Genomic DNA, 24,257 nt, shown 5'->3' on the forward strand with positions numbered 1-24,257 from the left:
AAATTGTAGCAAATAATCCTCAAATTGGAAATGGCAAGGCATCTTGTTCTATCAACTTTTTCCTTGATTTTATTGAGTAGGCCCTAACAAGACTATACATATTTAATGGGGGAATCATGATGACCAATCGCCGGAATATTTATTTTTTCCATGTACAGAACGAGCAGATGATAAAGAACGTCAAGAGATTGACGGAGTTGGCGCAACAATATTCATTTGAAGTCGTCAAGGATTATAGAAAGGCCACCATCATCGTTAGCATCGGTGATGACGGCACCTTTCTACAAGCCGTCCGGAAAACCGGGTTTCGGGATGACTGTTTATATGCAGGCGTTTCTACCACAGGCAACTTGAACATGTATTGTGATTTTTACATGGAAGACGTAAACAGAATGATCGTTGCCATGACGAACGAACAAATCGAGGTCCGTAAATATCCTGTTATCGATATCCAGCTCGATGACCAACCCTTTTTCTATGCCTTGAACGAGCTCAGCATCCGCACATCCGTCATCAAAACCTTTATCATGGACATTTTCATTGATCACATCCATTTTGAAACACTGCGCGGAGATGGAATCATCATCGCGACCCCGACGGGCAGCACCGCCTATAATAAGTCCGTGAATGGAGCAGTAGTCGATCCGCTTCTACCATGCTTCCAGGTCAGTGAACTCGCTTCGATCAACAATAATACCTACCGGACCTTAGGCTCGTCCTTCATCCTGAGCGGCGACCGAACGCTGACCGTCCACCTTGGGCAAAACGGGCCAAGCTACCCGATCATTGGCTTGGACAACGAGGCCCTGAGTATTCGCAATATAGAGAAAATCAAGATCCGCTTAAGCAAGAAAGTCATGAAAACGGTCAAATTAAAGGATAATTCCTATTGGGAAAAAGTAAAACGCACCTTTTTATAAAACGCCTAGATTTGCAGGTTTGGAGGATGTTTCTTCCAAGCCTTTTTTATGATTGCGCTCCTGTTAAGGATAAAGTCCGGAAAAGAGTCTAGTCGTCTAACACTTTCATGCAAGTACTCATATAATTATCATGTATATGCAAACACCCCTTACATTAACTTCACCAAAAGGCGGATATCATCATGATAAAAATCAATCACAAACCGATCGACGCTAGCCAGCTGCTAGCCGGTATAACAAACAAGAACCTATCAACCATTATTCAGCTGATGGCCATATATCCTACCGTTTTTGAGTTTGACACATTGGAAGATTTTCGTTTCGACTTAAAAATACGTCTGAAGGCCATTCAGGCTTCCGTATTGTTAGAGGAAAGTGGGGCCGAATTTACGATCCTCGAAGATTCCCTATGCAATCCACAAGTTTGGCAACTCACGAGAGACCGGGCTTTTGAACTCTGGCCGAATATCCCTCCACACATGGCATTGAATGACATATTCATAAACGGCCGACTATACTCTTTCGAATGCGGAACAGCCATATTGGTCGTATTTTATAAAGCGATACTGGATTCAATCGGACCTAAGAATTTCGATCGTATTTTTCCTGATCTGTTTCTTTACAACTGGCACTATCATCAACATCTTTCCATCCTTGTCCATGAGGGGATGGATTATTTACCTGGTGACTGCTTATACTTCAAAAATCCGGACTTTGCTCCGAACACCCCGGAATGGCAAGGGGAAAATGCAATCATGTTAGGCCAGAACCTCTTCTTTGCGCATGGTATCGGAGTCACCGATCAACAAGAAATCATTACCGAATTGAATAGTAACAGAATTTGGGGATCCATGATCTCCGCCTACCTGACAACACATATTATCCAAATCGACAGTTCCGCTTATCGGCCCTACTCCATAAAAAGTGAACGTGACGATACGGATTCACTCGATAATATGATCGTTGGCGAGATAGGTTCCAACACCTATTTAACCTAAAAAGCGCCTGGAGGGAATCATCCCTCCAAGCGCTTTTTTAGGCACCTATATTTCTTTTTCCTTTAAATCTACCAGCACCCATTTTTCCCCATTTAGTAATGGAAAGTGTATAAACGACCAATGCGGACCAGATGAAGATAAAGGCCAAGAAGTGTGCTTTTGTAAAGCTTTCATGATATACGAACACCCCTAGGAGCAAAGTCAAGGTTGGGGCAATGTACTGCAGGATGCCAAGCATGGACAAAGGCACCTTCTCTGCACCTTTCGCAAAGTACAGTAAGGGTAGTGCCGTTACGATTCCCCCACCCATCAACATCAGGCTCGTTCCGCTGGATGCGAAAAATTGCGAATCCGAATGGAGCATCAAATATATCCAGTAACCCAACGCAAGTGGCGTCACCATCATCGTTTCAAGCGTCAGTCCCACGGCTGATTCGGCCTTGATCATCTTTTTCGCCAAGCCATAGAGTCCAAACGTGATGGCCAGGATGAGCGATACCCATGGAATCGTTCCAAAGTGGATACCAAGGATCAAGACACCAATTCCAGCGAGGATGAATGAAACGACCTGCGATCGGCTTAGTTTTTCTTTCAAGACGATGACTCCCAACAAAACGCTGACAAGCGGATTGATATAATAACCAAGGCTCGTGTCGAGGATTCGTTCTGAGTTAACAGCCCATATGAACACTCCCCAGTTAGCTGAGACCAATAGCGAGGCCGTCAATAATGCGGCAAATAATTTGGGGTTGCCTAGGATTTCTTTAACATAATCGACAAAAGCCCGCCATTTTTTCATGAATGCCAATAAAACCACCATGAAGACGAAGGACCATAATACCCGCTGAGCTAAAATTTCCGCTGCCCCAACGCCCTGAAGAAATTTCCAATATATCGGGACAATGCCCCACATCATATAAGAAACGGCTGCATAAATCGCCCCTTCTTTTTGTTCGCTTACTTTCATAACCTTTCCTTCTTTCCCTTTGCATCATTCCATAGTCACGCTCAAATTTGCTCTAATGGAACGATTTTTTCTGTACCTTCATTTCTTTGATGACTTACCCCTTACCCTTTTCCCCTTCCGATTCGATTGTCTTCCTTAAACGACAAGGACCACCTACTTAGAAAGCAAACATTGTCCTTTCAGGTCGATTTCCCCGGAAATATTGCAGACATCATTTTTCCATAAGAAGCCTGCCTCTCCCTAACTTGCCGATCTTCTTTAGCACGTAAGTTTCCCATAATATGCAGTAAGTGTATCACCTCATTTGATTTAATCCCACATTTTTGCTTCACTAAAAAAACGCCAGCACAATGGCTGACGTTCGAGTTTCCTCCTACTTTTCCAGGAGTCTTTCTTCCATTTTACGTAAGTCGACCCGCTTGATCTTACCGGACGTCGTTTTAGGAAGTTCCTTTAAAAATTCTATTTTTCTAGGGTATTTATAAGGAGCCGTCATGTCTTTCACATGTTGCTGAAGCGTCTTTATTAAATCTGGACGATGAGGGTCTACACTATCAATCAAGACAATGTATGCTTTAACAACACTCCCCCGCACTTCATCCGGACTTGCTACGACTGCACATTCTTTCACGAAGGGATGCTTAATGAGCGCATCTTCGACTTCAAAGGGCCCGATTGTATACCCCGAACTGATGATGATATCATCGGAACGGCCTTCAAACCAGAAATAACCTTCTTCATCTTTCTTAGCCTGATCCCCTGTTACATAATAGTCACCGCGAAATTGTCTCGCCGTGCGTTCCGGATCCTTAAAATACTCTTTGAAGAGGGCAGGCGTATCCACATGCACCGCGATATCCCCTACCACGCCAGGAAGACATGGCTTTCCGGCATCATCGATGATCTCGACATGATTTCCTGGAGTCGGTTTGCCCATTGAGCCCATTTTAATTTCCATGCCTTTTATCACACCGACCAAAAGCGTATTTTCCGTTTGGCCATATCCGTCACGCACTTCGATGTTAAAATGATTCTTAAACACTTCAAACACCTTTTGATTTAACGGTTCCCCGGCCGATACAGCGCTATGGAGAGCAGATAAGTCATAATCATCGAGATTATCCACTTTCGCCATCAGACGGTATTCTGTAGGCGTACAACAAAGGGCATTCACTTTGTAATCCTGCAGCAACTGCAAATACTTCTTCGGTTCAAATCTCCCATGATATGCAAGCCCAGTTGCACCGGTCCCCAGGACTGCCAGGAACGGACTCCAAATCCACTTCTGCCACCCGGGTCCAGCGGTTGCCCAGACGACATCTCCCTCGCTAATTCCCAACCAGTTTGCCGCCGATGTCTTTAAATGGGCATAAGCCCAACCATGTGTATGTACAACTCCCTTAGGATTTCCTGTCGTACCTGAAGTATAGGATAAGAAGGCCATATCCTCACTTTTCGTATCAGCCAAAGCAAGCTGTTCGGACTCATCTTCAGCTAATCCATTCAAATCATGCCAACCGTCCACTTGTTGTCCTATCGAGAATTTCAAGAGATTTTCTGTTTCTTTAATTTCATTGAATTCATGGGTGTATTCATGATAGCTGACAATCCCTTTTACATCACCGTGATTGATCCGATATTTTAAATCTTTTGCACGGAGCATCTCGGAGCAAGGAATGACAACCACCCCGATTTTAAGGGCGGCTAAATATACTTGATACGCTTCAACTAAACGAGGGATGATGATCAGAACCGTATCCCCTTTTTCCAGTCCCATTTTTATAAAGACATTACCGAATTTATTTGCGCTTTTTAATAAGTTTTCATATGTAAGTTGTTTTCTGTGCCCGGTTTCGTTTTCCCAAAGTACTGCCACTTTTTCCGGATTTGATGCAAAACGTTCCATTTCACTCACTAAGTTGTAATGTTCCGGAGCCAATAATTCTTCACGCTTCATTCTCTTCTCCTCCATTCATGAACTCTTAGTACCTACTCATTATACAAGATACTTCCCCATTTTAATATCTTAACGATGTTTTTTTCTGAAATAAAATAAAGAGAGCGGGGGAACCCCCGCTCTCTGCAGCCATATTTATTCAATTATCTTATCGTCTGAATCCGCCGCCTAATTGTTGTTCAGCCATTTGAACTAGACGCTTTGTAATTTCTCCACCCACTGATCCGTTAGCGCGAGAAGTTGTATCTGCACCAAGTTGCACACCGAATTCTGAAGCGATTTCGTATTTCATTTGTTCTAGAGCTTGTTCTACTCCAGGTACCAATAAGTCGTTTGAGCTGTTGTTGTTTGCCATGTGTTTTTCACCTCCTTGTGATTATAGAGTGTGTTAAAACACATGGCTTCATTCCTACTTATTTATTGGTAATTGTAGGGTTTTAAAAGAGGTCTTCCAGCGCTTCATTATCGTCGAAAACCTGTCCAGGTTGGACCGTCACAATCTCTGTGTCGGACACCGCTTTTTCAATCAATGTTTCGAAGTCCACGAAGCTTTCATAATAATTGACTTTTTCGCGTTTCGGCTTTGTCTTCGGACTTGCCGGTGTGAAGACCGTACAGCAATCCTCGAATGGAAGGTTCGAAATTTCAAATGTATCCAGCTCTCTAGCCATTTTGATGATTTCCGTTTTATCCATTGTGATTAACGGACGAAGAATGGGCGTATTCGTCACTTCATTGATGGCATACATACTGCTCATCGTCTGACTTGCTACCTGTCCAAGGCTTTCACCCGTGATCAGTGCCATTGCATCTTCTTTCTCACGAATTTTGTCCGCAACACGCATCATTAAGCGGCGTGTTGTCGTCATGGAGTAGTTCTCCGGGATCTGTTTCTGGATCAGTAACTGGATTTCCGTGAATGGTACGATATGGACCTTCATGCTGCCACTAATTTCAGCAAGCTTCCCTGCGAGGTCTATCACCTTTTGGCGGGAACGTTCACTTGTGAAAGGAGGACTGTAAAAGTGGATCGCTTCCACATCCAATCCACGTTTCATTGATAGGAATCCGGCAACAGGACTGTCGATTCCACCTGAGAGCATCAACATTGCTTTACCACTTGAACCAAATGGCAGACCGCCGGCTCCTGGAATGATTTCACCTGTTAAATACACTGCTTCCCGTCGCACTTCCACAAGTAAATTCAGATCTGGGTTTTTTACATCCACTTTTAAATCTTCGGTATTACGAAGCAAATGACCGCCTAGCGCCCGATTTATTTCATCCGTATTGTATGGAAAATCCTTATCGGACCGTTTTGTCGTAATTTTAAATGTAGCGACTTCCCCAAGTGTGTTGTTCAAATAATACAAAGCCGCATTTTTCATCACTTCCAGGTCCCGTTCGATTTTAACCGCGGGGCTCAAGGACTGAATGCCAAAAATCCCTTTCAATCGTTCTATGACCGGCTTGTGATCGACCCCATTTAACAGGACATACATCCGTTCCCGATTCGAAGTCAACTGCACGCCCTCGATATCCTTTAAACTCCAGCGGACATGTGCCTTCATCTTGTCCACGAAGCCTTTGCGGTTTCTTTTCTTCGTCGAGATTTCGCCGTAGCGGATAATTATATGATCAAATTTCATTTCGCAACCCTCATTATTTTTTCTAAATTAGCGACTATTTTCTGGATCGCTGCCAGGACTTTCTCTGCTTCTTCCAATTGATTACTATAAGTGGTGCTGATCCGAATCACACTCTCGGAACGGACGGAGTCATGAAACATCGCTTCCACCGTTTTGCTTGACGTCCTTTTTTTAGAAGAACAGGCACTTGTAGTCGAGACAACTATTCCCTCAGCTTCAAGAGCATGAAGCAATACTTCCGACTTAAGACCGGGCACGGAAAAATTCAGGATATGAAGAGCCCCATTTAATGGGCTGTTTACCAAGACTCCATCCATTTTCATAAGGCCCTCGTATAAATAATCCCGGATTTGTTGCATCTTATCATGATACAGCTGTTGATTGTTCATACTAATGCGAAAAGCTTTGGAAAGAGCGACAATGCCGGCCACATTTTCTGTGCCACTTCTTATTTTCGTCTCTTGATTGCCTCCATGGAACAAGGATTGAATACGGACACCATCGCGGATATAAAGGATGCCCGTTCCCTTCAACCCATGAACTTTATGGCCAGAAATGGAACAGAGGTCTATATTATTTTCCCTTATTAGCAAATCAACCTTACCGGCTCCCTGTACATGGTCAACATGGAAAAGCGCTTTTGGGTAACGTTTCAGCAAGCTACCGATCTCCGCAATGGGCTGAATGGAACCCACTTCGTTATTCACATGCATGATCGATACTAAAATCGTATCTTCCCGTAATGCGAGTTCAAGGTCGGAGAGTGAAATTCGACCTTGCTCATCGACAGGCAAGTAGGTCAATTCAAATCCCTGTTCCTCCAAAGAGTGGCATGCATCACCGACGGATGGATGTTCAATGGCCGTCGTGATGATATGTTTTCCCCGGTTAGCGTACGCCTGTGCCACCCCTTTGATCGCCAGGTTATTCGATTCCGTCCCACCGGACGTGAAATAAATTTCCGAGCTTTTCACCTTTAGCAATTCAGCCATCTGCTTTCTAGCTGCAGACAATAATTTTTCGGCCTGCACTCCAAGCCCATGAAGGGAAGATGGGTTACCGAAATAATCAGTAGACACCTTTATGAATGACTCAATCACTTCTGGATATGGTTTTGTTGTTGCACTATTATCAAAATAAATCATGGTTTCACCTTCCATGTTCTTGTATCTATGATGTAAATCGTCTTTAGTCCGTTTCATATGTTGCACTTGCAACTTCTAATTTTAACATAATTGAAATTGAAAGAGAATGGAAACACCTAGGTAAACAAGTTACCCCCATCTTTTCGCTTGCTTCATCCTTTCTTTTCGCTTGCTTCATCCTTTCCCTCCGCTTTTTAGCCATCCTGAGGCTTATATGGAGCATGACATTACATCCTGGATTAAATAAGCCTCTCGGGATTTAAAAACGTTCTGAAGGGCCTTCAACCAAGCCTCGCTATCATCTACTTTGTGATCACACGAAAAAACCCGCCATAGCGGGTTTTCAGGAAAGAACTTCTTCTAGATTCGCTCCGATTTTTCGTAAGCTGCCTGGGTCGACCTTTTCAATCGCGGTGGCAGCCGTTTCCAATGCAGCTTGATACTCATAGCTCCTGAATTTGGCTTCAGCTTGTCTCAAGCTTTCAGCAACCGTCTCATGACTGCTACGGTACCGATTACCGAATTGAATCACTTTTTCTGCGAGATACATATGTTCAATGAGTTCATGTGCCTTATCATAAACCTTGTTGACCTGTTCAACGGCTTTTTCTAGGTAGATATAGACAGCGGACATATCAAGAGGTTTTTCCTCCAGTTTGCTTTGAACGTCACTCACGCTTTCCTTAGCATCCTGAAGCACCAATTTATACTCTTCAGGCAGACCGGGAATGTTGCTCTTGGTAATCAATCGGCTGGTTTCGATCATTTTCCGTTTCAAATCGGCCAGTGAGTCCCTTGCATCCATTTCATCTTTTCTTAAATCCTGTAATTTAATACTGAAGTCCTTTTGGCTTTCTTGCAATTCGTTCAGCTGTTTGGCAAGGCTTTGCATTTCTTCACTGATCAGCGAGCTCGCCATTACATTATCTTCAATTTTCAAGACAAGCAATTGATAGCGTTTGGAAATCTGGGCAATTTGCTTTTCCATCTTCCGTTGTGCTTCCAATTCATTTTCAGTGAGATGATACGTTTCTTGAACATGCACGGTTTCTGTTTTTTGCTCATCGATTTCTTCTTCAAGGTCATTTATCATATTCCGGAGCACTTCATCATTCTTCAGGATGTACTGTTTGGAAAGCACTTCTTTCTCCAGTAGGTCGTATAGCACCTCAATGCTTTCCCTGACATCCTTGATTCCCGTTTCAACCGCTTCCGTTTCTGCATTTTCCAATTGTGTCTTATATAGGTCCAGTTCATTCTCCAAACGGGAGATTTCCTGTTCGAATTGGATATGGCTCAATAGATAACCCTGACCGGCCATCTCCTGATATCCGTCTTTCAATTCACTAAGATGCGAATGTAACTCGGATTGGCTATCAACCAATAACTTAGGGAGCATTTCCATTTTCGTACCCAGGACAGTGAGCTTTTCCTTTATGGAAAGGACAAGTTCCCTCGCATTTAAATAGTTCCCATTGACCGTTTCTTCCTCATACTGCTGGAGGATCTGCAATACCTCATCAAGGGAGGATTCAAGCTTATCCGCCGCTTTCCCATAATTATGACGATGGGCAAGCAATGTCTTTTTCAATTGGCGATACGTTTCTTTTATGTCCTCAATTTCCACTCGGTTCTTTTCTTCACTGCCAACAAGTTCATTCAATTCGTACAAGATTTTTTTGATCATTTCTTCAATTTCATCGAGTTTTAACGTAATTTGTCGCTGTGTCTCTTTCGAACGGCTGAAACGGAATTTATCGACAAATTCCTCCGCATCGAACAAGAGCTCTTCAACTTTCGGCATATGATCCGTAATGATGGCATCCCATTCCACGCGCCAGTTTTCGAACATTTCTTCTGTTTCACCTGTCATGTTCAATTGTTTGACTTTGGATAGTTCTTCTAAAACGGGGCGATGCAAGATACTGATCTTCCAGGATTCAAGACGATCGATTTCCTTGAAGTATTTCTTTTTGTAAAAATAGCCCCAAACTATGAAAATTAAAAATAACACGATTATTATTCCAAGTATGTATATGAATACCATGGTAAGCCCCCTGTTCTAATCCTTACAGCCACGCTCTTTTATATATAAATGTAAAAAATGTTCAATTTAATGCTTTTATGATACCATGTTAGCAATAATTTTTGACGAGAAAAATATAATTTTTGTAGAAAATTGCTACAAATACCGTTTATATGGGAGGGAAAGAACATGAAATCTGATAGACATGTGCATACTTCGTTTTGCCCACACGGTTCAGCGGATACATTTGATGATTATATTACAAGGGGAATTGAACTCGGATTAAAGGAAATTACGTTCACGGAACATGCACCTTTACCACCGGGTTTTCAAGATCCGACCCCTGAAAAAGACAGTGGAATGGATCCCACCCTGCTCCTTGATTACTTTCAAGAGCTCCATGTATTAAAAGAGCATTACAAAGACAAAATCCTCATTAAAAGAGGCCTGGAGGTTGACTTTATAGAGGGATTCGAAAAGGAAACAAAAGAATTCCTCAATGAAGTCGGCGAATTCCTCGATGACAGCATTCTTTCCGTCCATTTCATCAAGCAGGAACAGAACTGGCACTGCATCGATTTCAGTGATGCTACATTCCGTTCGATTGCGACCGAATTAGGATCCATCGATGCTGTATATGCCAAATATTACGATACCTTAGAAAAATCAATTCGTGCTGATCTAGGAATCTATAAACCAAAACGAATCGGGCACATTACCCTTGTTCATAAATTCCAGCATCGATATCCGCCTGAAAACAATTTTGACGACCGCGTATACCGAGTTTTGGGCTTAATCAAGGAACAGGGGTATTCACTTGATTATAACGGAGCTGGTTTCGTAAAACCACTTTGTGGTGAGCCTTATCCTCCGGAGCGCTTTGCCAGACGGGCCATGGATCTCGGCATCCCGCTCGTTTATGGTTCCGATGCCCATCAAGCCAAGGATTTAGGACAGGGTTTCGAGTCGCTCATTCCGGAATTCAAGGGCTCATTCAAGTAAACATTTCGGGTCTTCCCGCTAGCAGGGGTTGCAGCTCTTCCGAAATGAATAATGTATCTTCCAGGAACCGACCGACTTCCTCTGCATATAGATTCGTATAATAGGCTTCCTGAGGGAACACATGCAGGACTTCCATCGCATAATGGGTATGAAGGACCGGCGCTGTTAATAGGCCTTTTAACTGCAACATGAACATGGGGATGGAAACCGAATGGAAGTTCCTGCTTTTAATCCCTTGTTCCAGAATATATTGAAAGTAAGATTTTTCTTTTGTAAAATAGGTCGAATGAATTTCACGGTTCAAGTTGGAATCAAGTGACGATTCCCCATAGATGAATCGGGCCGCCAAAAAATTCTTTCTCTGAAACGTGAGGATATCCTTCACTAGATTCATTAGGCACTCTTGTGGACCTTTAATCTCCAGTTGTTCCATATTCCTTTCAAGGACTAGAAGGTATTCTTCTAAATAGGAAATGAAGCAGAACTCCAACAGTCCCTGCTTATTCTTGAAATAGTAGGCAATATTGGCAGCATTCACTTTTGCTTTATTGGCGATATCCCGTATGGATGTTGCATGGTAGCCCTTTAAATGAAATAAATGCAGGGCAGCTTCCACAATAGCTTGTTTCGTTGGCGTCTGGCGATTCATCGGCAATCCCTCGCTTTCTTTGAGACAAGTCTTGTGGATTAATTCTGTATGAAACCGGCCAACTCCTCTAGTAAGTTCTCGACAATTTCTCTACATCCAGTGGCTTGTCAAGAAAGTCCTGTAATATAATGCGGAAGACAGGTGAATCCTTTTGTTTAATGTCGAAATGTATCAAGGAAATAAAGAAGAAAACTATGCGCTCGTACAAAAACAGCTCATAGCCCTTATCGAAGATGAACCGAACATGATTGCCAACTTAAGTAATGCATCCGCCTTGCTCAACCAATTCTTGGGCGAAATCAATTGGGTTGGATTTTATTTACTCGAAAAAGACGAATTGGTCTTAGGTCCTTTCCAAGGCCTTCCAGCGTGCGTCCGCATTCCAATCGGCAAAGGTGTATGTGGGACCTCAGCAGCTGAGCGGAAAACCATGAGGGTTGAGGACGTCCATCAATTCCCGGGACATATTGCCTGCGATGCTGCCACGAGATCGGAAATAGTCGTCCCGCTCATGAAGGATGGCAAGCTAATTGGCGTGCTTGATATCGACAGCCCGATCACAAACCGATTTGATGAAAGCGATCAACAAGGGTTGGAGAAAATAACGGACATCCTTTGCAACTATTTATAGAAACAAGACGAAGGGGAGTGACAATGTCACTCCCCTTCGTCTTTTAAAGTCGCCATTCCTTTACATTCACCCTATTTTTCCCGGAGTTCTTCGCCATATACAACGCTTCATCCGCCCGTTTGAATACTTCCTTAACGTTATCGAACTGCTCTTTTGCCCAGTAAGAGACGCCACAGGAAATGGTCACTTTCGGACTGGATTCCTCCCCAACCTTATCTTTTAAACGTTCCGCAATCTTGACGCCAGTTTCCAAGGGTATGCGTGGGAGGTAAATGGCCATTTCTTCGCCACCCCACCTAGCCCCTATATCTGTATCACGGATGTTATGCTGAATGAGATTGGCAACCTGGATGAGGATATCATCCCCAACTTGGTGCCCATACGTGTCATTCACTTTCTTAAAGTTATCAATGTCAATAAGGATGAATGTCCCTTCTTCATCCACTTCCATCGACTGGGACATCTTATCATCGAGATAACTCCTTGAATATAGCCGAGTCAGATGATCTGTTATGACCATCTTTTCCAATTCTTCACGGAGCATGGAATTCGCCATGGCCAAACTTGAATGATGTATGAGTGATTGCAAAAGTTTGAACATTTCAAAGGAAAAGAAATAGGGTTCTTCGTGTAATACTAAGGCAAACCCCTTAACATCGTTGCTTTCCATCATCGGAACAGCCATCAGGGAGTGATACCTCACATCAACACCCGGGCATTTCACGCTTAAGTCCCCTATAAATAATGATTCCTTGTCTTTATCAATCTTGTCTTTCATGAATGATACATACAGTTCCGATTCCTCTGAATCAAAAAAATCAGAGCTTCCTGTCAATAAATTCACGTTTTCCCCTGGCAGAAGCAAGATAAAACCTGTCTGGTCTGCGTCAAAGGACTTCATGATTTGCTGTTTCATATACTCCATCGTCTCACTTAAGCGTAGATTGGAATTCAAATGGTGAGATGTTTCGTTAATCAACTGCAAATCCGATACGAGACGTTTCGATTGCTGATACAATTGGGCATTTTCCAGGGCACTTCCGGCAGTATTCGCCAATAACGCAATGAACTCGATTTCGCTTTCAGGAAACATGAGCGTGTTAGGCGCAATGACTTGCAAAACCCCATATACCCCCTGTTTACCTTTTAGAGGTGCATATAAGATAGAATGATCGTCAGAGGGGTGATCATCGAATTGTATGGTGCCTGTTACATAAGCTTGCAGGGCCGCCACATTCTCGCTATCATATTCTAGATCCTTAATCGGTAGATTTTCATGACTATCATTATCATGGGAGAGAAGCAGGAAATAATCAAAGGTTGGATACACGGTATGCAAGGTCGAAATGATTTCTCCCAAGACCGCATCCATATTCATCGAAGAATGGAACTTTTCCGTGACCTTGAACAACCGTTTATTCCGTTTCTCCTCGACTGACATCTTGGAAATTGATAAAGCCGATTTCAAGATGGTTGCGAATTCTCCTGCAAAATCAGTCCCTTGCTCCTCTGTCAGACTCCTGAAAGAAATCCCCTGTTCTTTCAGGGCTATCAATCCGTTGACCTTCCCCTGATCCCAAAGAGGAATGATCGTTTGGAAATCTCGGAAATCCTTCGGCATAAATACAAACGATGCTTCGTCAATCTTGTTTTCGTTCATTGCCTTCTCAATATGTTCCTGTGCGGGCGCCTTCATAATATAGTCCTCAACACTGCCTGTCGAAGCCTCTTTATAATATTGTAGCTTCCACTCATCAAATTTAAAGAAAGATACCTCTTCCATATAAAGTTGCTCTTTTGTCTCTATTAAAAAACCTTCTAAAAACTTCTGGAAATGGAGGTCCCCTTCCGAACTTTTCATATGCTGAAAGAAAAGTATCCTTAATTCATTCAATAACTGCACTGTTTTAATCTTCATCTCCATCATCCCTATATCACAGCCTATTTTTAAGCAAACTTATAAATACGAAATATTTAAAAAATATTAGTCCAAAAGAACTACATGTAATCAAGATTATACCATATCTCCCTGAAATAATGGAAACGATTGACAATATTCATTTTAGGTTATTACTTTATTATAACGCTTCTACCCTGAAATTTCTCCCTTATTCTAGTATTTTTTATAAGATTTTGAATTTCATTCTCTACCTAAATCATAATTATCATCCGATTCCGCTTGACTCACTTGGCAGAGTATTATACAATATTCCTTGTGTAAAATATTGCAGCCTATGTGACAGCCTTTATGTTCTCATTTTGTTCCTCCATACAGAGGTGTATCTCGTAACTCTCTGCTGCTAGGGCGAAGGTACATGAAAACAAAATGGTCATGATTGTTCATTCACACACGGTTTTTATTTTACCAAAATAAAAACATTCGAAGGAGGAGTCATCCTATGGCTCGTTATACTGGCCCAAGCTGGAAACTATCCCGTCGTTTAGGGATTTCCCTAACAGGTACTGGTAAAGAATTAGAAAAACGTCCTTACGCACCAGGACAACACGGTCCTAACCAACGTAGAAAAATTTCTGAATACGGAATGCAACTACAAGAGAAACAAAAACTTCGTCACATGTACGGAATCACTGAACGTCAATTCCGTTCAATGTTCGACCGCGCTGGCAAAATCAAAGGTGTTCATGGTGAAAACTTCATGGTTCTTCTTGAATCACGTCTTGATAACCTTGTTTACCGTCTTGGTTTAGCTCGTACACGTCGTCAAGCACGTCAACTTGTTAACCACGGTCACATCACTGTAGATGGAAAACGCGTAGACATTCCTTCTTACAAAGTGTCTCTTGGACAAGTAATCAGCGTTCGTGAAAAATCACGTAACTTCTCAATCATCAAAGAATCAGTTGAAGCGACTAACTTCGTTCCTGACTTCCTTACTTTCGATGCTGAGAAATTAGAAGGTACATTCACTCGTTTACCAGAACGTTCTGAATTGCCAGCTGAAATTAACGAAGCTCTTATCGTTGAGTTCTACTCTCGTTAATACCTTCGGAACCTCATCCTTGGATGGGGTTTTTTTTATGCTTGGAATTCAATACAAATAAAAGCCGGCTGGGATTCAGCCGGCTTTCTCTATCTTATTTCACTAATGTGTATTTCTTTTTCCCTCGACGTATTAGGATGAATTCCCCTTCAATCTTAGCCTCTTCGTTTACGATATATTGTAAATCAGTGACTTTTTCTCCGTTGATGGAGATGGCTCCATTCTGGATATCTTCACGTGCTTGACGTTTAGATGGAGAAATCTTCGCTTCTACAATTAAGTCCACTAACGAAATATCTTCGTCACTTTCACGTTCAAAACTTGGAAAATCTTTAAACCCGACTTTAATTTCGGCCGCACTTAGATTCTTCACGTCACCACTGAATAAAGCAGCAGAGATTTTGATCGCTTGATCTAGAGCTTCTTGACCATGGATCATCCGTGTCATTTCTTCTCCTAAAGCTTTTTGCGCTTTACGTAAGTGCGGTTCGGTTTCCATGGATTTCTCTAAGTCCTCAATGACTTCACGCGACAAGAATGTGAAGAACTTCAAGTATTTCACGACATCAGCGTCCGCTGTGTTAATCCAGAATTGGTAAAATTCATAAGGCGTCGTTTTTTCTGGATCCAACCAGATTGCTCCGCCTTCCGTTTTCCCAAACTTCGTGCCATCTGCTTTAGTTACAAGTGGAATTGTCATGCCGTATGCTTTTGTCTCTTCATCATGCGACTTGCGGATCATTTCAAGTCCTGTGGTGATATTCCCCCACTGATCGCTTCCACCAATTTGCAGCTTACAGTTATGATTGTCGTACAAGTGGTTGAAATCAATGCCTTGTAAAATCGTGTACGCAAATTCAGTAAAGGAAATTCCTGTTTCCAAACGAGAAGCAACCGTATCTTTGGCAAGCATGTAATTCACACCGATATATTTTCCATAATCACGCAGGAACGTCACCATATCAATTTTGCCGATCCAGTCATAGTTATTAACCATCACTGCACCGTTTTTACCTTCAAATTCGAAGATTTGGGAAAGCTGTCCCTTAATGCAGTCTGCATTATAAAGAACCTTTTCCAACGTTTGCAGCTGTCTTTCTTCTTTCTTACCACTTGGATCTCCGATGAGACCAGTCGCTCCGCCCACAAGCACAACAGGACGGTGTCCATGCTTTTGGAACCGGCGCAATGTTAAGAATGGAAGCAAATGCCCAATATGCATGCTATCTGCAGTTGGATCCACCCCGCAATATAGGGAAATCTTCTCTTTATCCAAAATATCCTTGAGTCCTTCTTCATCCGTTTGTTGGTACATGATTCCCCGCCACTCGAGATCCTTAAGTAATTCCATTCCATTTTTCCTCCTTCATATATATCCTGAAAATTTCCGCAAAAACCATACAAAAACGCCCCTTCATATAAATGAAGGGACGAATAAATTCGCGGTACCACCCAACTTGAGGACAAAATATGCCCTCCGCTCGAGACGAATAACGGTCGTCACCCGTTTGTCGCTACTAATTTAGGTTCACAACAAATGCTCAAGGAAGTAATTCATCTCACTATTTGTACCGGTTTTCACCAACCACCGGCTCTCTAAAACAGGGATAGCTTAACTACTGGGTCCTATCATCGCTAATTCAATAAAGATAATACTAAATTTTTATCATACCTGCCGTACATTGTCAACAGCACCCTAGCTGAAGCCAGAAAAATGTAGAAGTTTCCTTTTTACCTAGTTGTTATATGCTATAATATATGTGATTTCAGGGGGTTGATACGATGAATAATAATCAAAAAGATAGAATTCAATCGGCATGGAAACAAGTGAACCGATTTTTCAAAAGTGAAAAAACAATAAGTAATGCCAGAGTTTCCTACCAAGTGATTTGGAATTTGACATTGATCGTAATTATTGTTGGAATTCTAGGCTTTTCATTCGCCGGTGGTGTTGGAGCCGGCTATTTCGCTGCCCTCGTCAAGGATGAGCCAGTGCGCTCAAAAGAAGATTTAAAAAAGGATATTTATAATTATGAAGAGACCTCTGAGATATATTTTGCAGATAAAGTGTATCTAGGCAAGCTCACAAGCGATCTTGAGCGTGAAGAAGTGTCCATCGATAAAGTTTCCGATCACCTGAAGAATGCCGTCATCGCTACGGAAGACGAGTACTTTTATGAACACGATGGCGTTGTACCAAAAGCGATTCTCCGGGCGGTTTATCAAGAATTTTCGAACGCGGCCGTCCAATCCGGGGGAAGTACGTTAACACAGCAACTCATCAAGAACCAAGTGTTGACAAACGAAGTCTCCTTCGAACGAAAAGCAAAAGAAATTTTACTAGCACTCCGGGTGGAAAAGTTCTTTGAAAAAGAAGAGATATTAGAGACTTACCTAAATGTCTCCACTTTGGGAAGAAATTCCTCAGGCAGAAACATTGCTGGTGTCCAAGCAGCAGCGGAAGGAATTTTTGGTAAAGACGCCAAAGACTTGAATCTTGCACAATCTGCCTTCATTGCCGGGTTGCCACAAAGTCCTTTTGGCTATACTCCCTATACGCAACAGGGAGAGATCAAGGATGATCTCGAACCAGGCATCAACCGGATGAAAACCGTATTGAAAAGGATGCACAGCAACGGATACATAACAAAGAAACAATACGAAAAAGCCAAAACATACGATATCACAAAAGACTTTATTGGCAAGAAAACATTACCTACCGAGAAATATCCATGGCTTACCTATGAAATTGAAAAACGATCTATCGATATCCTATCAGTCTACCTTGCAAAAGAAGATGGATATGAAGAAAAAGATTTAAAAAATGATGATTTGCACGAGCAATACCTAGCGCTAGCAGATCGAAACTTGCGTCAAAACGGCTATAAAATCTATTCGACCATCAATAAGAAAATCTATAATAAAATGCAGAAAGTGACGAAAAACTACCCGAACTTCGGATATGATAAAAACCAAACCATCATCGATCCCGATACGAAAGAATCAAAAATCGTTCAGGAACCGGTTGAGACTGGTGCCGTCCTCATCGAAAACAAGACAGGTAAAATCATCAGTTTTGTCGGCGGACGAGACTTTAAACGGGAACAGACCAACCATGCAACCGCAGCACTCCGCCCAAATGGATCGACGATGAAGCCGCTTCTCGTATTTGGCCCAGGCATCGATCTCGGGAAGATCTCACCAGGAAGCGTGACGTCCAATGTCCCTGTCTCCATACCGGATGGAAGCGGAAGGTTATGGAAGCCTAGGAACTACGGCGGTGGAAGCCTTACTGGTATAGCGACAGCCCGGGAGACTCTAAAGAACTCGTATAATATCCCGACCGCGCTATTTTATATGAAAATTCTTAACCAGAATCCTGTTTCCTATTTAGAAAAAATGGGCTTCACAAGCCTATCCAAATCCGATTACAGCAATCCATCCCTGTCTTTGGGCGCAATGACAAATGGCGTAACCGTAGAAGAAAATGTCAATGCCTATACCACTTTTGCCAACTCGGGTGAATTCATCGATGCCTACATGATCGATAAAATCGAATCCAAAGACGGCGAAGTCATCTACCAGCATAAAGTGAAGCCAGTTGAAGTTTTCTCACCACAGGCTGCCTACTTGACACTTGATATGATGCGGGATGTCGTAAACAGCGGTACGGCCGCTTCCGTCAAAAACCGCCTTGCCTTCTCCAGTGACTGGGCTGGCAAGACCGGGACCGGACAGGATTATAAGGATGCATGGTTCGTAGCCACTAACCCGAATGTGACGTTCGGCACTTGGATTGGTTATGATACACCTAAATCTTTGCAAGGAACATACAATGGCCTCCAGTACAATAACCGTAATATCTATTATTGGGCCGACTTAATGAATGCTGCCTATGAAGTGGATTCGAAGCTGGTGGATCCTGACAAACGCTTTGAAATGCCTGGGGGAATCGTCAGTCGTTCCTTCTGTGCAGCAACAGGACTTCTGCCATCAGACTCCTGTCAAAAAGCAGGGCTTGTTAAGACAGACTTATTCATTTCAAACCACGTCCCAGCTAAAGGCGACGCTAGTTTGATAGATGGTCAATATGTTTCAGTCGGAAGCAGACGTTATGCTGCCCTTTCAGAAACACCAAGTGAATTCACAAGTGGAGGGTTTATGTTGGATCCCAAGTCCATTGATGAAATCGGATTAAAATACGTGGATGATCCCGGCGCCTTGATACCAGGTGGCGAGAAATGGGGAGATATCGCGGGTACAAGTGCGACGCTCAACGATAATGGAAAAGTGCCCGATCCCCTTTCCGTCACGGTGACTGATACGATCATTACCTGGGGTCTCCATCCTGAAGGAGATGTGGTTGGCTATCGCGTTTACCGTAATGGACAGAAAGTCGCCAGCATCAGTGCCGGTTCAGATTTGGTCTATAAGGCAAGTGCTGATGGAGGTTCTTATTACGTAACCGCCGTAGACATTGTCGGGAAAGAATCCGCTCCATCACAAAGCGTTCAGACTGTCGCTAAAAAGTCGAGCACCTTCGTGAATAAGAAGGATACGGAAACTGATTCCAGCGATCAAGAAAAAGACGAAAAAAAAGAAGATACAAAAGATAAAGATCACGACATTACTGATAAAGTCGAAAAGGATATAGCGGAAGAAGAGGAATGAAACACCCCTGCTTCCCATCTGAAAAAGAGGCAACCGGGAAGTTTCCGGTTGCCTCTTTTTTTGTAGATTGATTGATAATGTAGCACTTTTAGTCTTCCATGGATGATAAATCACCAGTCGGCAAATCCAGTTCCCAAGCTTTCAGGACACGACGCATGATTTTACCGCTTCTGGTCTTAGGAAGCTTATCACGGAACTCGATTTCACGAGGTGCTGCATGGGCCGCCAACCCATGCTTCACAAATTGCCGGATTTCATCTATTAATCCATCATTCGCAACATACCCATCACGGAGAGCAATGAATGCTTTAATAATCTCGCCACGGACTGGATCCGGCTTTCCAATGACCCCTGCTTCCGCAACGGCCGGATGCTCAAGCAGCTTACTTTCCACCTCAAACGGACCGACCCTTTCACCAGCTGTCATGATGACGTCATCGACACGACCTTGAAACCAGAAGAATCCCTCTTCATCCATGAAGGCAGAGTCCCCTGATACATACCAGTCACCTGGCATGAAGTACGATTCAAACTTCGACTCATTATTCCAGACCGTCTTCATCATGGATGGCCACCCTTTTTTAATAGCAAGGTTCCCCATTCGATGTGGAGGCAGTACGTTTCCTTGATCATCCACGATAGCCGCCTCCACGCCTGGAATCGGTTTACCCATCGAACCGGGTTTGATTTCCAGGCAGGGGTAATTACAGATAAGCTGGGCGCCAGTCTCCGTCATCCACCACGTATCATGTATGCGTCGATTAAATACTTTCATTCCCCAACGCACCACTTCAGGATTCAACGGCTCCCCTACACTAAGGACATGACGAAGTGAACCCAAATCGAAACGTTTGACGATCTCATCCCCTGCCCCCATCAACATCCTGAAGGCAGTCGGTGCGCTATACCAGACCGAAACCCCGAATTCCTCAAGCGTCTTGTACCATGACTCAGGCTTGAAACGACCACCTACGACCACATTTGAAGTACCGGTTAGCCATGGTCCGAAAATACCATAGGACGTCCCTGTCACCCATCCGGGATCCGCTGTGCACCAATACACGTCATCCTCCTGTAAATCGAGGACCCATTTAGCTGTTTGATAATGCTGGATCATCGCATTATGTACATGAAGCACCCCTTTTGGCTTACCCGTTGACCCGGATGTGTAGTGAAGAATCAATCCATCTTCACGATCCACCCATTCAATGTCAAAGTGCTTGTCGGCTTCTTTTACTTTTTTATTGAAGTTATGGTATTTCCCTTCCTCCTGGATGTTCTCCCCCACTAAGAAAATATGTTTTAAATGGGGCAGGTCGTCTACCGGTACACGAGGCAACAATTCAGGTGTCGTCACCAATACGCTCGCTTCACTGTCTTCAAGGCGATCCCGCACCGCCCCCTCCATGAAGGCTTCGAATAGTGGCCCGACGACAGCTCCCGTTTTGATTGCACCGAGCAACGCAAAATAAAGTTCCGGGGACCGTGGCATGAAAATGAAAACGCGGTCTCCCTTCTTCACTTCAGCAAGGTTTTGAAGTACATTGGCCGCTTGGTTTGTGTATTCTTTCATTTCCTTAAAGGTATACTTCTCGTTTCTTTTTTCATCTTTAAAATAAAGGGCGATTTTATTCTTTCTGTATGTCTCAGCATGTCGGTCAATGGCTTCATAAGCAAGGTTCACTTTTCCGGTTTCGGACCAGGAGAATTCCTTCTCCGTTTCAGACCAGTCAAAATGCTTGTACTTCTCATCGTAATTCAATAAATTATAATTGCCCTGCACTGCTGGTAGCGCTTTCATATTCATACAAATAATCCCCCTTCTTTTTGCTTTATAGGTCTTATTATAGTATAAAAAACTATTTTTCTCAATTTTTAAAATATTTACCTTTTTATAAATTCAAGGAAAATATTTCTTGATATTTTTGAACATTCAGGGTAAATCTTGGTATAGTTAGTTAGGAATGGCTTTATCCTTTCATTCTTCAGGCTCAACTGTAACAAAAGGTTCAAAAATGAGAGAGCTTTCATCATCTTGTCACTTGTTTTTTATGTATAATTTATGTAAGGTTTCCATCTATTTGGATGATCAGTATACAAGATTGGTATTTTACTAGGGTGGTGAAGAAATGGAATATAGCAAGACCTATTACAAAAAAGAACTCCAGACATCAAGCGGAACACTTCTGATTGAAGGGCCGCTAACCGGAGAAATGATGGCCGGATACGATTTTCATGAAGACTTGGTCGCCTTTCGCCCTCCTGCACAACAGCATAAGGCATTGATTGAAATCGCCGATTTACCTGAGGGCCGAATCTTTATAGCCCGCGAGGAACGGACCATCGTTGGTTATGTGACTTATCTATATCCCGACCCATTGGAGCGCTGGTCAGAAATCAAAATGGATGACCTGATCGAGCTTGGTGCAATTGAAGTCATTCCCAAATACCGTGGTGCCGCTGTAGGAAAGAATTTAGTTCAGCTGTCTACGGAGGATGATTCGGTAGAGGACTTCATTATCATCACGACTGAATATTATTGGCATTGGGACTTGAGGGGGACGGGATTGAACGTTTGGGACTATCGAAAGGTCATGGAAAAAATGATGAGTGCTGGCGGGCTGGTTTATTATGCAACGGATGACCCGGAAATCAGTTCACATCCAGCAAACTGCCTGATGGCGCGTATAGGAAAGAGAGTGCCCCCGGAGTCCATCGAAAAGTTTGACCAATTACGTTTCATGAATCGTTTCATGTATTAAAGAGGCGAGTAAAGAGGAGGAACTACGTATGATTGTTGAAAAAATAATGAATGAAGATGTCATTGCCTTAACACCAACAGATACCATTCATAGTGCTGTCTTAATCTTAAAAGAGAAACGGATTCGCCATATTCCAATTGTCGATGAAAGCTTTCACCTCGTCGGATTAGTTAGTGACCGTGACATACGAGACGCTTCTCCTTCTATTTTCCGCACCGAAGAATACAAAAAGGATTTAGAAAAATCACTGGGAAGTATCATGAAAACCGATATCATCACAGGACATCCCCTGGACTTTGTAGAAGAGATTGGTGCCGTATTTTGTGAAAATAACATCAGCTGTCTTCCCATCCTAAAGGAAAAAAGGTTAGTGGGCATCATAACCGGAACTGATTTGCTTCATTCTTTCGTTGAACTGACGGGAGTCAATCAGCCCGGTTCCCAAATTGAAATCAGGATTCCCAATACGGCGGGAACGCTACATGACATTACCTCCATCTTCAAATTGCGCAAAGCGAACATTCTCAGCACGCTTGTCTATCCCGAAAAAGATGAATCCGATTACAAGATTCTCGTTGTCCGGGTACAAACCATGAATCCATTCATGGTCGTGGAAGACTTAAAGAAAGAAGGCTATACCGTTTTATGGCCTTGCCTGCCAGGTGCGTCTCATGACTGATCAATCCTTGTTTGTCTATTCCGATGAATTGCTGACCTACAAATTCAATGACGAGCACCCATTCAATCAAAAACGGCTTCAGCTCACGCTGGACCTCCTAAAAAAACACCATGCCATCCGTGAAGATCAGATCATCAAGCCGCGAATGGCGACCGATGAGGAATTACAACTGGTTCATGACCAGCATTATGTAAACGCTGTCAGACTGGCTGGACAGGGAAAGCTTCTTCCCGAAAAAGCGGGAAACTATGGTTTAGGTACAGAAGATACCCCCATCTTTCCTAATATGCACGAAGCAAGTGCCCTGCTTGTTGGCGGAACCCTTACGGCGGTGGATGCCGTGATGACTGGTCAGTCCCTACATGCCCTTAACCTTGGCGGGGGGCTCCATCATGGTTTTCGAGGCAAAGCTTCAGGCTTTTGCATTTATAATGATAGCTCGGTCGCGATTAAATATTTACAAAAAAAATATGGTGCACGCGTCCTCTATGTCGATACGGATGCCCATCATGGTGATGGTGTACAGTGGTCCTTTTACGATGACCCTGAAGTCTGCACCCTTTCCATCCATGAAACGGGACGCTATTTGTTTCCCGGTACAGGCAATATCAATGAACGGGGGCAGGGCAAAGGCTATGGCTATTCGTTCAACATCCCGGTGGATGCATTCACGGAAGATGAATCATGGCTCGAATGCTATACAGCCGCATTCAAGGAAGTGATTGAATTCTTTAAGCCAGACGTCATCTTGACGCAAAACGGTGCTGATTCTCATTATTATGACCCACTCACCCACTTGTCGGCTACCATGAAGATTTATAGGGAAATCCCGAAATTAGCGCATGAAATGGCCCATAAGTATTGTGAGGGGCGCTGGATTGCCGTCGGTGGCGGTGGCTACGATATCTGGCGCGTCGTACCACGCGCCTGGTCCAGGGTCTGGCTCGAAATGACCAATAATGATATATCTGGACCCTTATCAAGGGAATGGATTGACACGTGGCAGCCTGAGGCTCCTGTGACCCTTCCGGATGAGTGGGATGACCTACAGGATATTTATGAACCCATTCCCCGGAAGCCGGCCATTACCGAGAAAAATGCCCAAACGCTAGAAAAAGCGCTCTACCCCATCCGTTCTAACAGACAAACGACCACCAGCACGGAGGATTAAATGGCCAAAAAAAGAGTGTTTCCAGTCT

Annotated in this window: 20 protein-coding genes and 1 other annotated feature; of the genes, 9 read left to right on the forward strand and 11 right to left on the reverse strand. The window is 43.2% G+C overall.

Annotation, left to right across the window (positions count from 1 at the left end; translation table 11 throughout):
* Nucleotides 1-116: 116 nt before the first annotated feature.
* On the forward strand, nt 117-920 hold the full coding sequence (locus tag ACQKIC_RS08055) for an NAD kinase (protein WP_427590638.1): 804 nt from the start codon (nt 117-119) through the stop codon (nt 918-920).
* 182 nt (nt 921-1,102) lie between these two features.
* The gene (locus ACQKIC_RS08060) at nt 1,103-1,918 is read left to right on the forward strand and encodes a protein-glutamine gamma-glutamyltransferase (RefSeq protein ID WP_402874954.1); all 816 of its coding nucleotides are present in this window, start codon (nt 1,103-1,105) and stop codon (nt 1,916-1,918) included.
* A 37-nt stretch (nt 1,919-1,955) separates the two neighbouring features.
* On the opposite strand, the gene rarD is transcribed toward ACQKIC_RS08060, so the two are convergent.
* The 7 genes from rarD to ezrA form a co-directional block, all read right to left on the reverse strand.
* Complete coding sequence (gene rarD / locus ACQKIC_RS08065) at nt 1,956-2,885, reverse strand: EamA family transporter RarD (protein WP_402874951.1); 930 nt, start codon at nt 2,883-2,885, stop codon at nt 1,956-1,958.
* Nucleotides 2,886-3,258: 373 nt separating this feature from the next.
* Nucleotides 3,259-4,842: an acyl-CoA synthetase MbcS gene (gene mbcS / locus ACQKIC_RS08070; protein WP_402874948.1), complete on the reverse strand. Its 1,584-nt coding sequence runs from the start codon at nt 4,840-4,842 to the stop codon at nt 3,259-3,261.
* Nucleotides 4,843-4,990: 148 nt separating this feature from the next.
* On the reverse strand, nt 4,991-5,197 hold the full coding sequence (locus tag ACQKIC_RS08075) for a small, acid-soluble spore protein, alpha/beta type (RefSeq protein WP_402874945.1): 207 nt from the start codon (nt 5,195-5,197) through the stop codon (nt 4,991-4,993).
* 82 nt (nt 5,198-5,279) lie between these two features.
* Nucleotides 5,280-6,491: a tRNA uracil 4-sulfurtransferase ThiI gene (gene thiI, locus ACQKIC_RS08080; RefSeq protein ID WP_402874942.1), complete on the reverse strand. Its 1,212-nt coding sequence runs from the start codon at nt 6,489-6,491 to the stop codon at nt 5,280-5,282.
* Nucleotides 6,488-7,636 carry a cysteine desulfurase family protein gene (locus ACQKIC_RS08085; RefSeq protein ID WP_427590639.1) on the reverse strand — a complete coding sequence of 383 codons (1,149 nt, stop codon included), beginning with the start codon at nt 7,634-7,636 and terminating at the stop codon, nt 6,488-6,490. Before ACQKIC_RS08085 ends, thiI begins: the two co-directional genes overlap by 4 nt.
* A gap of 43 nt (nt 7,637-7,679) precedes the next feature.
* Nucleotides 7,680-7,814 carry a hypothetical protein gene (locus ACQKIC_RS08090; protein WP_427590640.1) on the reverse strand — a complete coding sequence of 45 codons (135 nt, stop codon included), beginning with the start codon at nt 7,812-7,814 and terminating at the stop codon, nt 7,680-7,682.
* A gap of 165 nt (nt 7,815-7,979) precedes the next feature.
* Nucleotides 7,980-9,683 (reverse strand): septation ring formation regulator EzrA, encoded by a 1,704-nt coding sequence (ezrA, locus tag ACQKIC_RS08095; protein WP_427590641.1) that lies wholly within the window; start codon nt 9,681-9,683, stop codon nt 7,980-7,982.
* 168 nt (nt 9,684-9,851) lie between these two features.
* Here ezrA and hisJ point away from each other — a divergent pair, with 168 nt between their 5' ends.
* A complete protein-coding gene (hisJ, locus tag ACQKIC_RS08100) occupies nt 9,852-10,664 on the forward strand; it encodes a histidinol-phosphatase HisJ (RefSeq protein ID WP_402874934.1) in 813 nt (270 codons plus the stop codon).
* Here the strand turns inward: hisJ and refZ are convergent.
* Nucleotides 10,657-11,313 (reverse strand): forespore capture DNA-binding protein RefZ, encoded by a 657-nt coding sequence (gene refZ, locus ACQKIC_RS08105; RefSeq protein WP_402874931.1) that lies wholly within the window; start codon nt 11,311-11,313, stop codon nt 10,657-10,659. The genes hisJ and refZ overlap by 8 nt on opposite strands.
* A gap of 151 nt (nt 11,314-11,464) precedes the next feature.
* On the opposite strand from refZ, the gene ACQKIC_RS08110 reads away from it, so the two are divergent.
* Nucleotides 11,465-11,944, forward strand: a complete 480-nt coding sequence (locus ACQKIC_RS08110; protein ID WP_402874928.1) for a GAF domain-containing protein — start codon at nt 11,465-11,467, stop codon at nt 11,942-11,944.
* A 43-nt stretch (nt 11,945-11,987) separates the two neighbouring features.
* Here ACQKIC_RS08110 and ACQKIC_RS08115 read toward each other — a convergent pair whose 3' ends face one another.
* Nucleotides 11,988-13,862 carry a sensor domain-containing diguanylate cyclase gene (locus ACQKIC_RS08115; RefSeq protein ID WP_402874925.1) on the reverse strand — a complete coding sequence of 625 codons (1,875 nt, stop codon included), beginning with the start codon at nt 13,860-13,862 and terminating at the stop codon, nt 11,988-11,990.
* 481 nt (nt 13,863-14,343) lie between these two features.
* On the opposite strand from ACQKIC_RS08115, the gene rpsD reads away from it, so the two are divergent.
* Nucleotides 14,344-14,946, forward strand: a complete 603-nt coding sequence (rpsD, locus tag ACQKIC_RS08120; RefSeq protein ID WP_402874922.1) for a 30S ribosomal protein S4 — start codon at nt 14,344-14,346, stop codon at nt 14,944-14,946.
* A 94-nt stretch (nt 14,947-15,040) separates the two neighbouring features.
* On the opposite strand, the gene tyrS is transcribed toward rpsD, so the two are convergent.
* Nucleotides 15,041-16,297: a tyrosine--tRNA ligase gene (tyrS, locus tag ACQKIC_RS08125; RefSeq protein WP_427590642.1), complete on the reverse strand. Its 1,257-nt coding sequence runs from the start codon at nt 16,295-16,297 to the stop codon at nt 15,041-15,043.
* A gap of 72 nt (nt 16,298-16,369) precedes the next feature.
* Nucleotides 16,370-16,588 (reverse strand) — a binding site (T-box leader).
* Between the two features lie 140 nt (nt 16,589-16,728).
* On the opposite strand from tyrS, the gene ACQKIC_RS08130 reads away from it, so the two are divergent.
* Nucleotides 16,729-19,617: a transglycosylase domain-containing protein gene (locus ACQKIC_RS08130; protein WP_427590643.1), complete on the forward strand. Its 2,889-nt coding sequence runs from the start codon at nt 16,729-16,731 to the stop codon at nt 19,615-19,617.
* An 88-nt stretch (nt 19,618-19,705) separates the two neighbouring features.
* Here ACQKIC_RS08130 and acsA read toward each other — a convergent pair whose 3' ends face one another.
* Nucleotides 19,706-21,424, reverse strand: a complete 1,719-nt coding sequence (gene acsA, locus ACQKIC_RS08135; protein WP_427590644.1) for an acetate--CoA ligase — start codon at nt 21,422-21,424, stop codon at nt 19,706-19,708.
* Between the two features lie 322 nt (nt 21,425-21,746).
* Here acsA and ACQKIC_RS08140 point away from each other — a divergent pair, with 322 nt between their 5' ends.
* From ACQKIC_RS08140 to ACQKIC_RS08150, 3 genes are read left to right on the forward strand one after another with little or no spacing between them, the layout of a single operon-like run.
* Nucleotides 21,747-22,379, forward strand: coding sequence for a GNAT family N-acetyltransferase (locus ACQKIC_RS08140; RefSeq protein WP_402874910.1), 633 nt, complete (start codon nt 21,747-21,749; stop codon nt 22,377-22,379).
* Between the two features lie 28 nt (nt 22,380-22,407).
* Nucleotides 22,408-23,058: an acetoin utilization AcuB family protein gene (locus ACQKIC_RS08145; RefSeq protein ID WP_402874907.1), complete on the forward strand. Its 651-nt coding sequence runs from the start codon at nt 22,408-22,410 to the stop codon at nt 23,056-23,058.
* A complete protein-coding gene (locus tag ACQKIC_RS08150) occupies nt 23,051-24,229 on the forward strand; it encodes an acetoin utilization protein AcuC (protein ID WP_402874974.1) in 1,179 nt (392 codons plus the stop codon). Before ACQKIC_RS08145 ends, ACQKIC_RS08150 begins: the two co-directional genes overlap by 8 nt.
* Nucleotides 24,230-24,257: the final 28 nt, after the last annotated feature.

It is taken from the genome of Peribacillus sp. NPDC046944, assembly GCF_050272735.1.
Taxonomy (GTDB): Bacteria; Bacillota; Bacilli; order Bacillales; family DSM-1321; genus Peribacillus.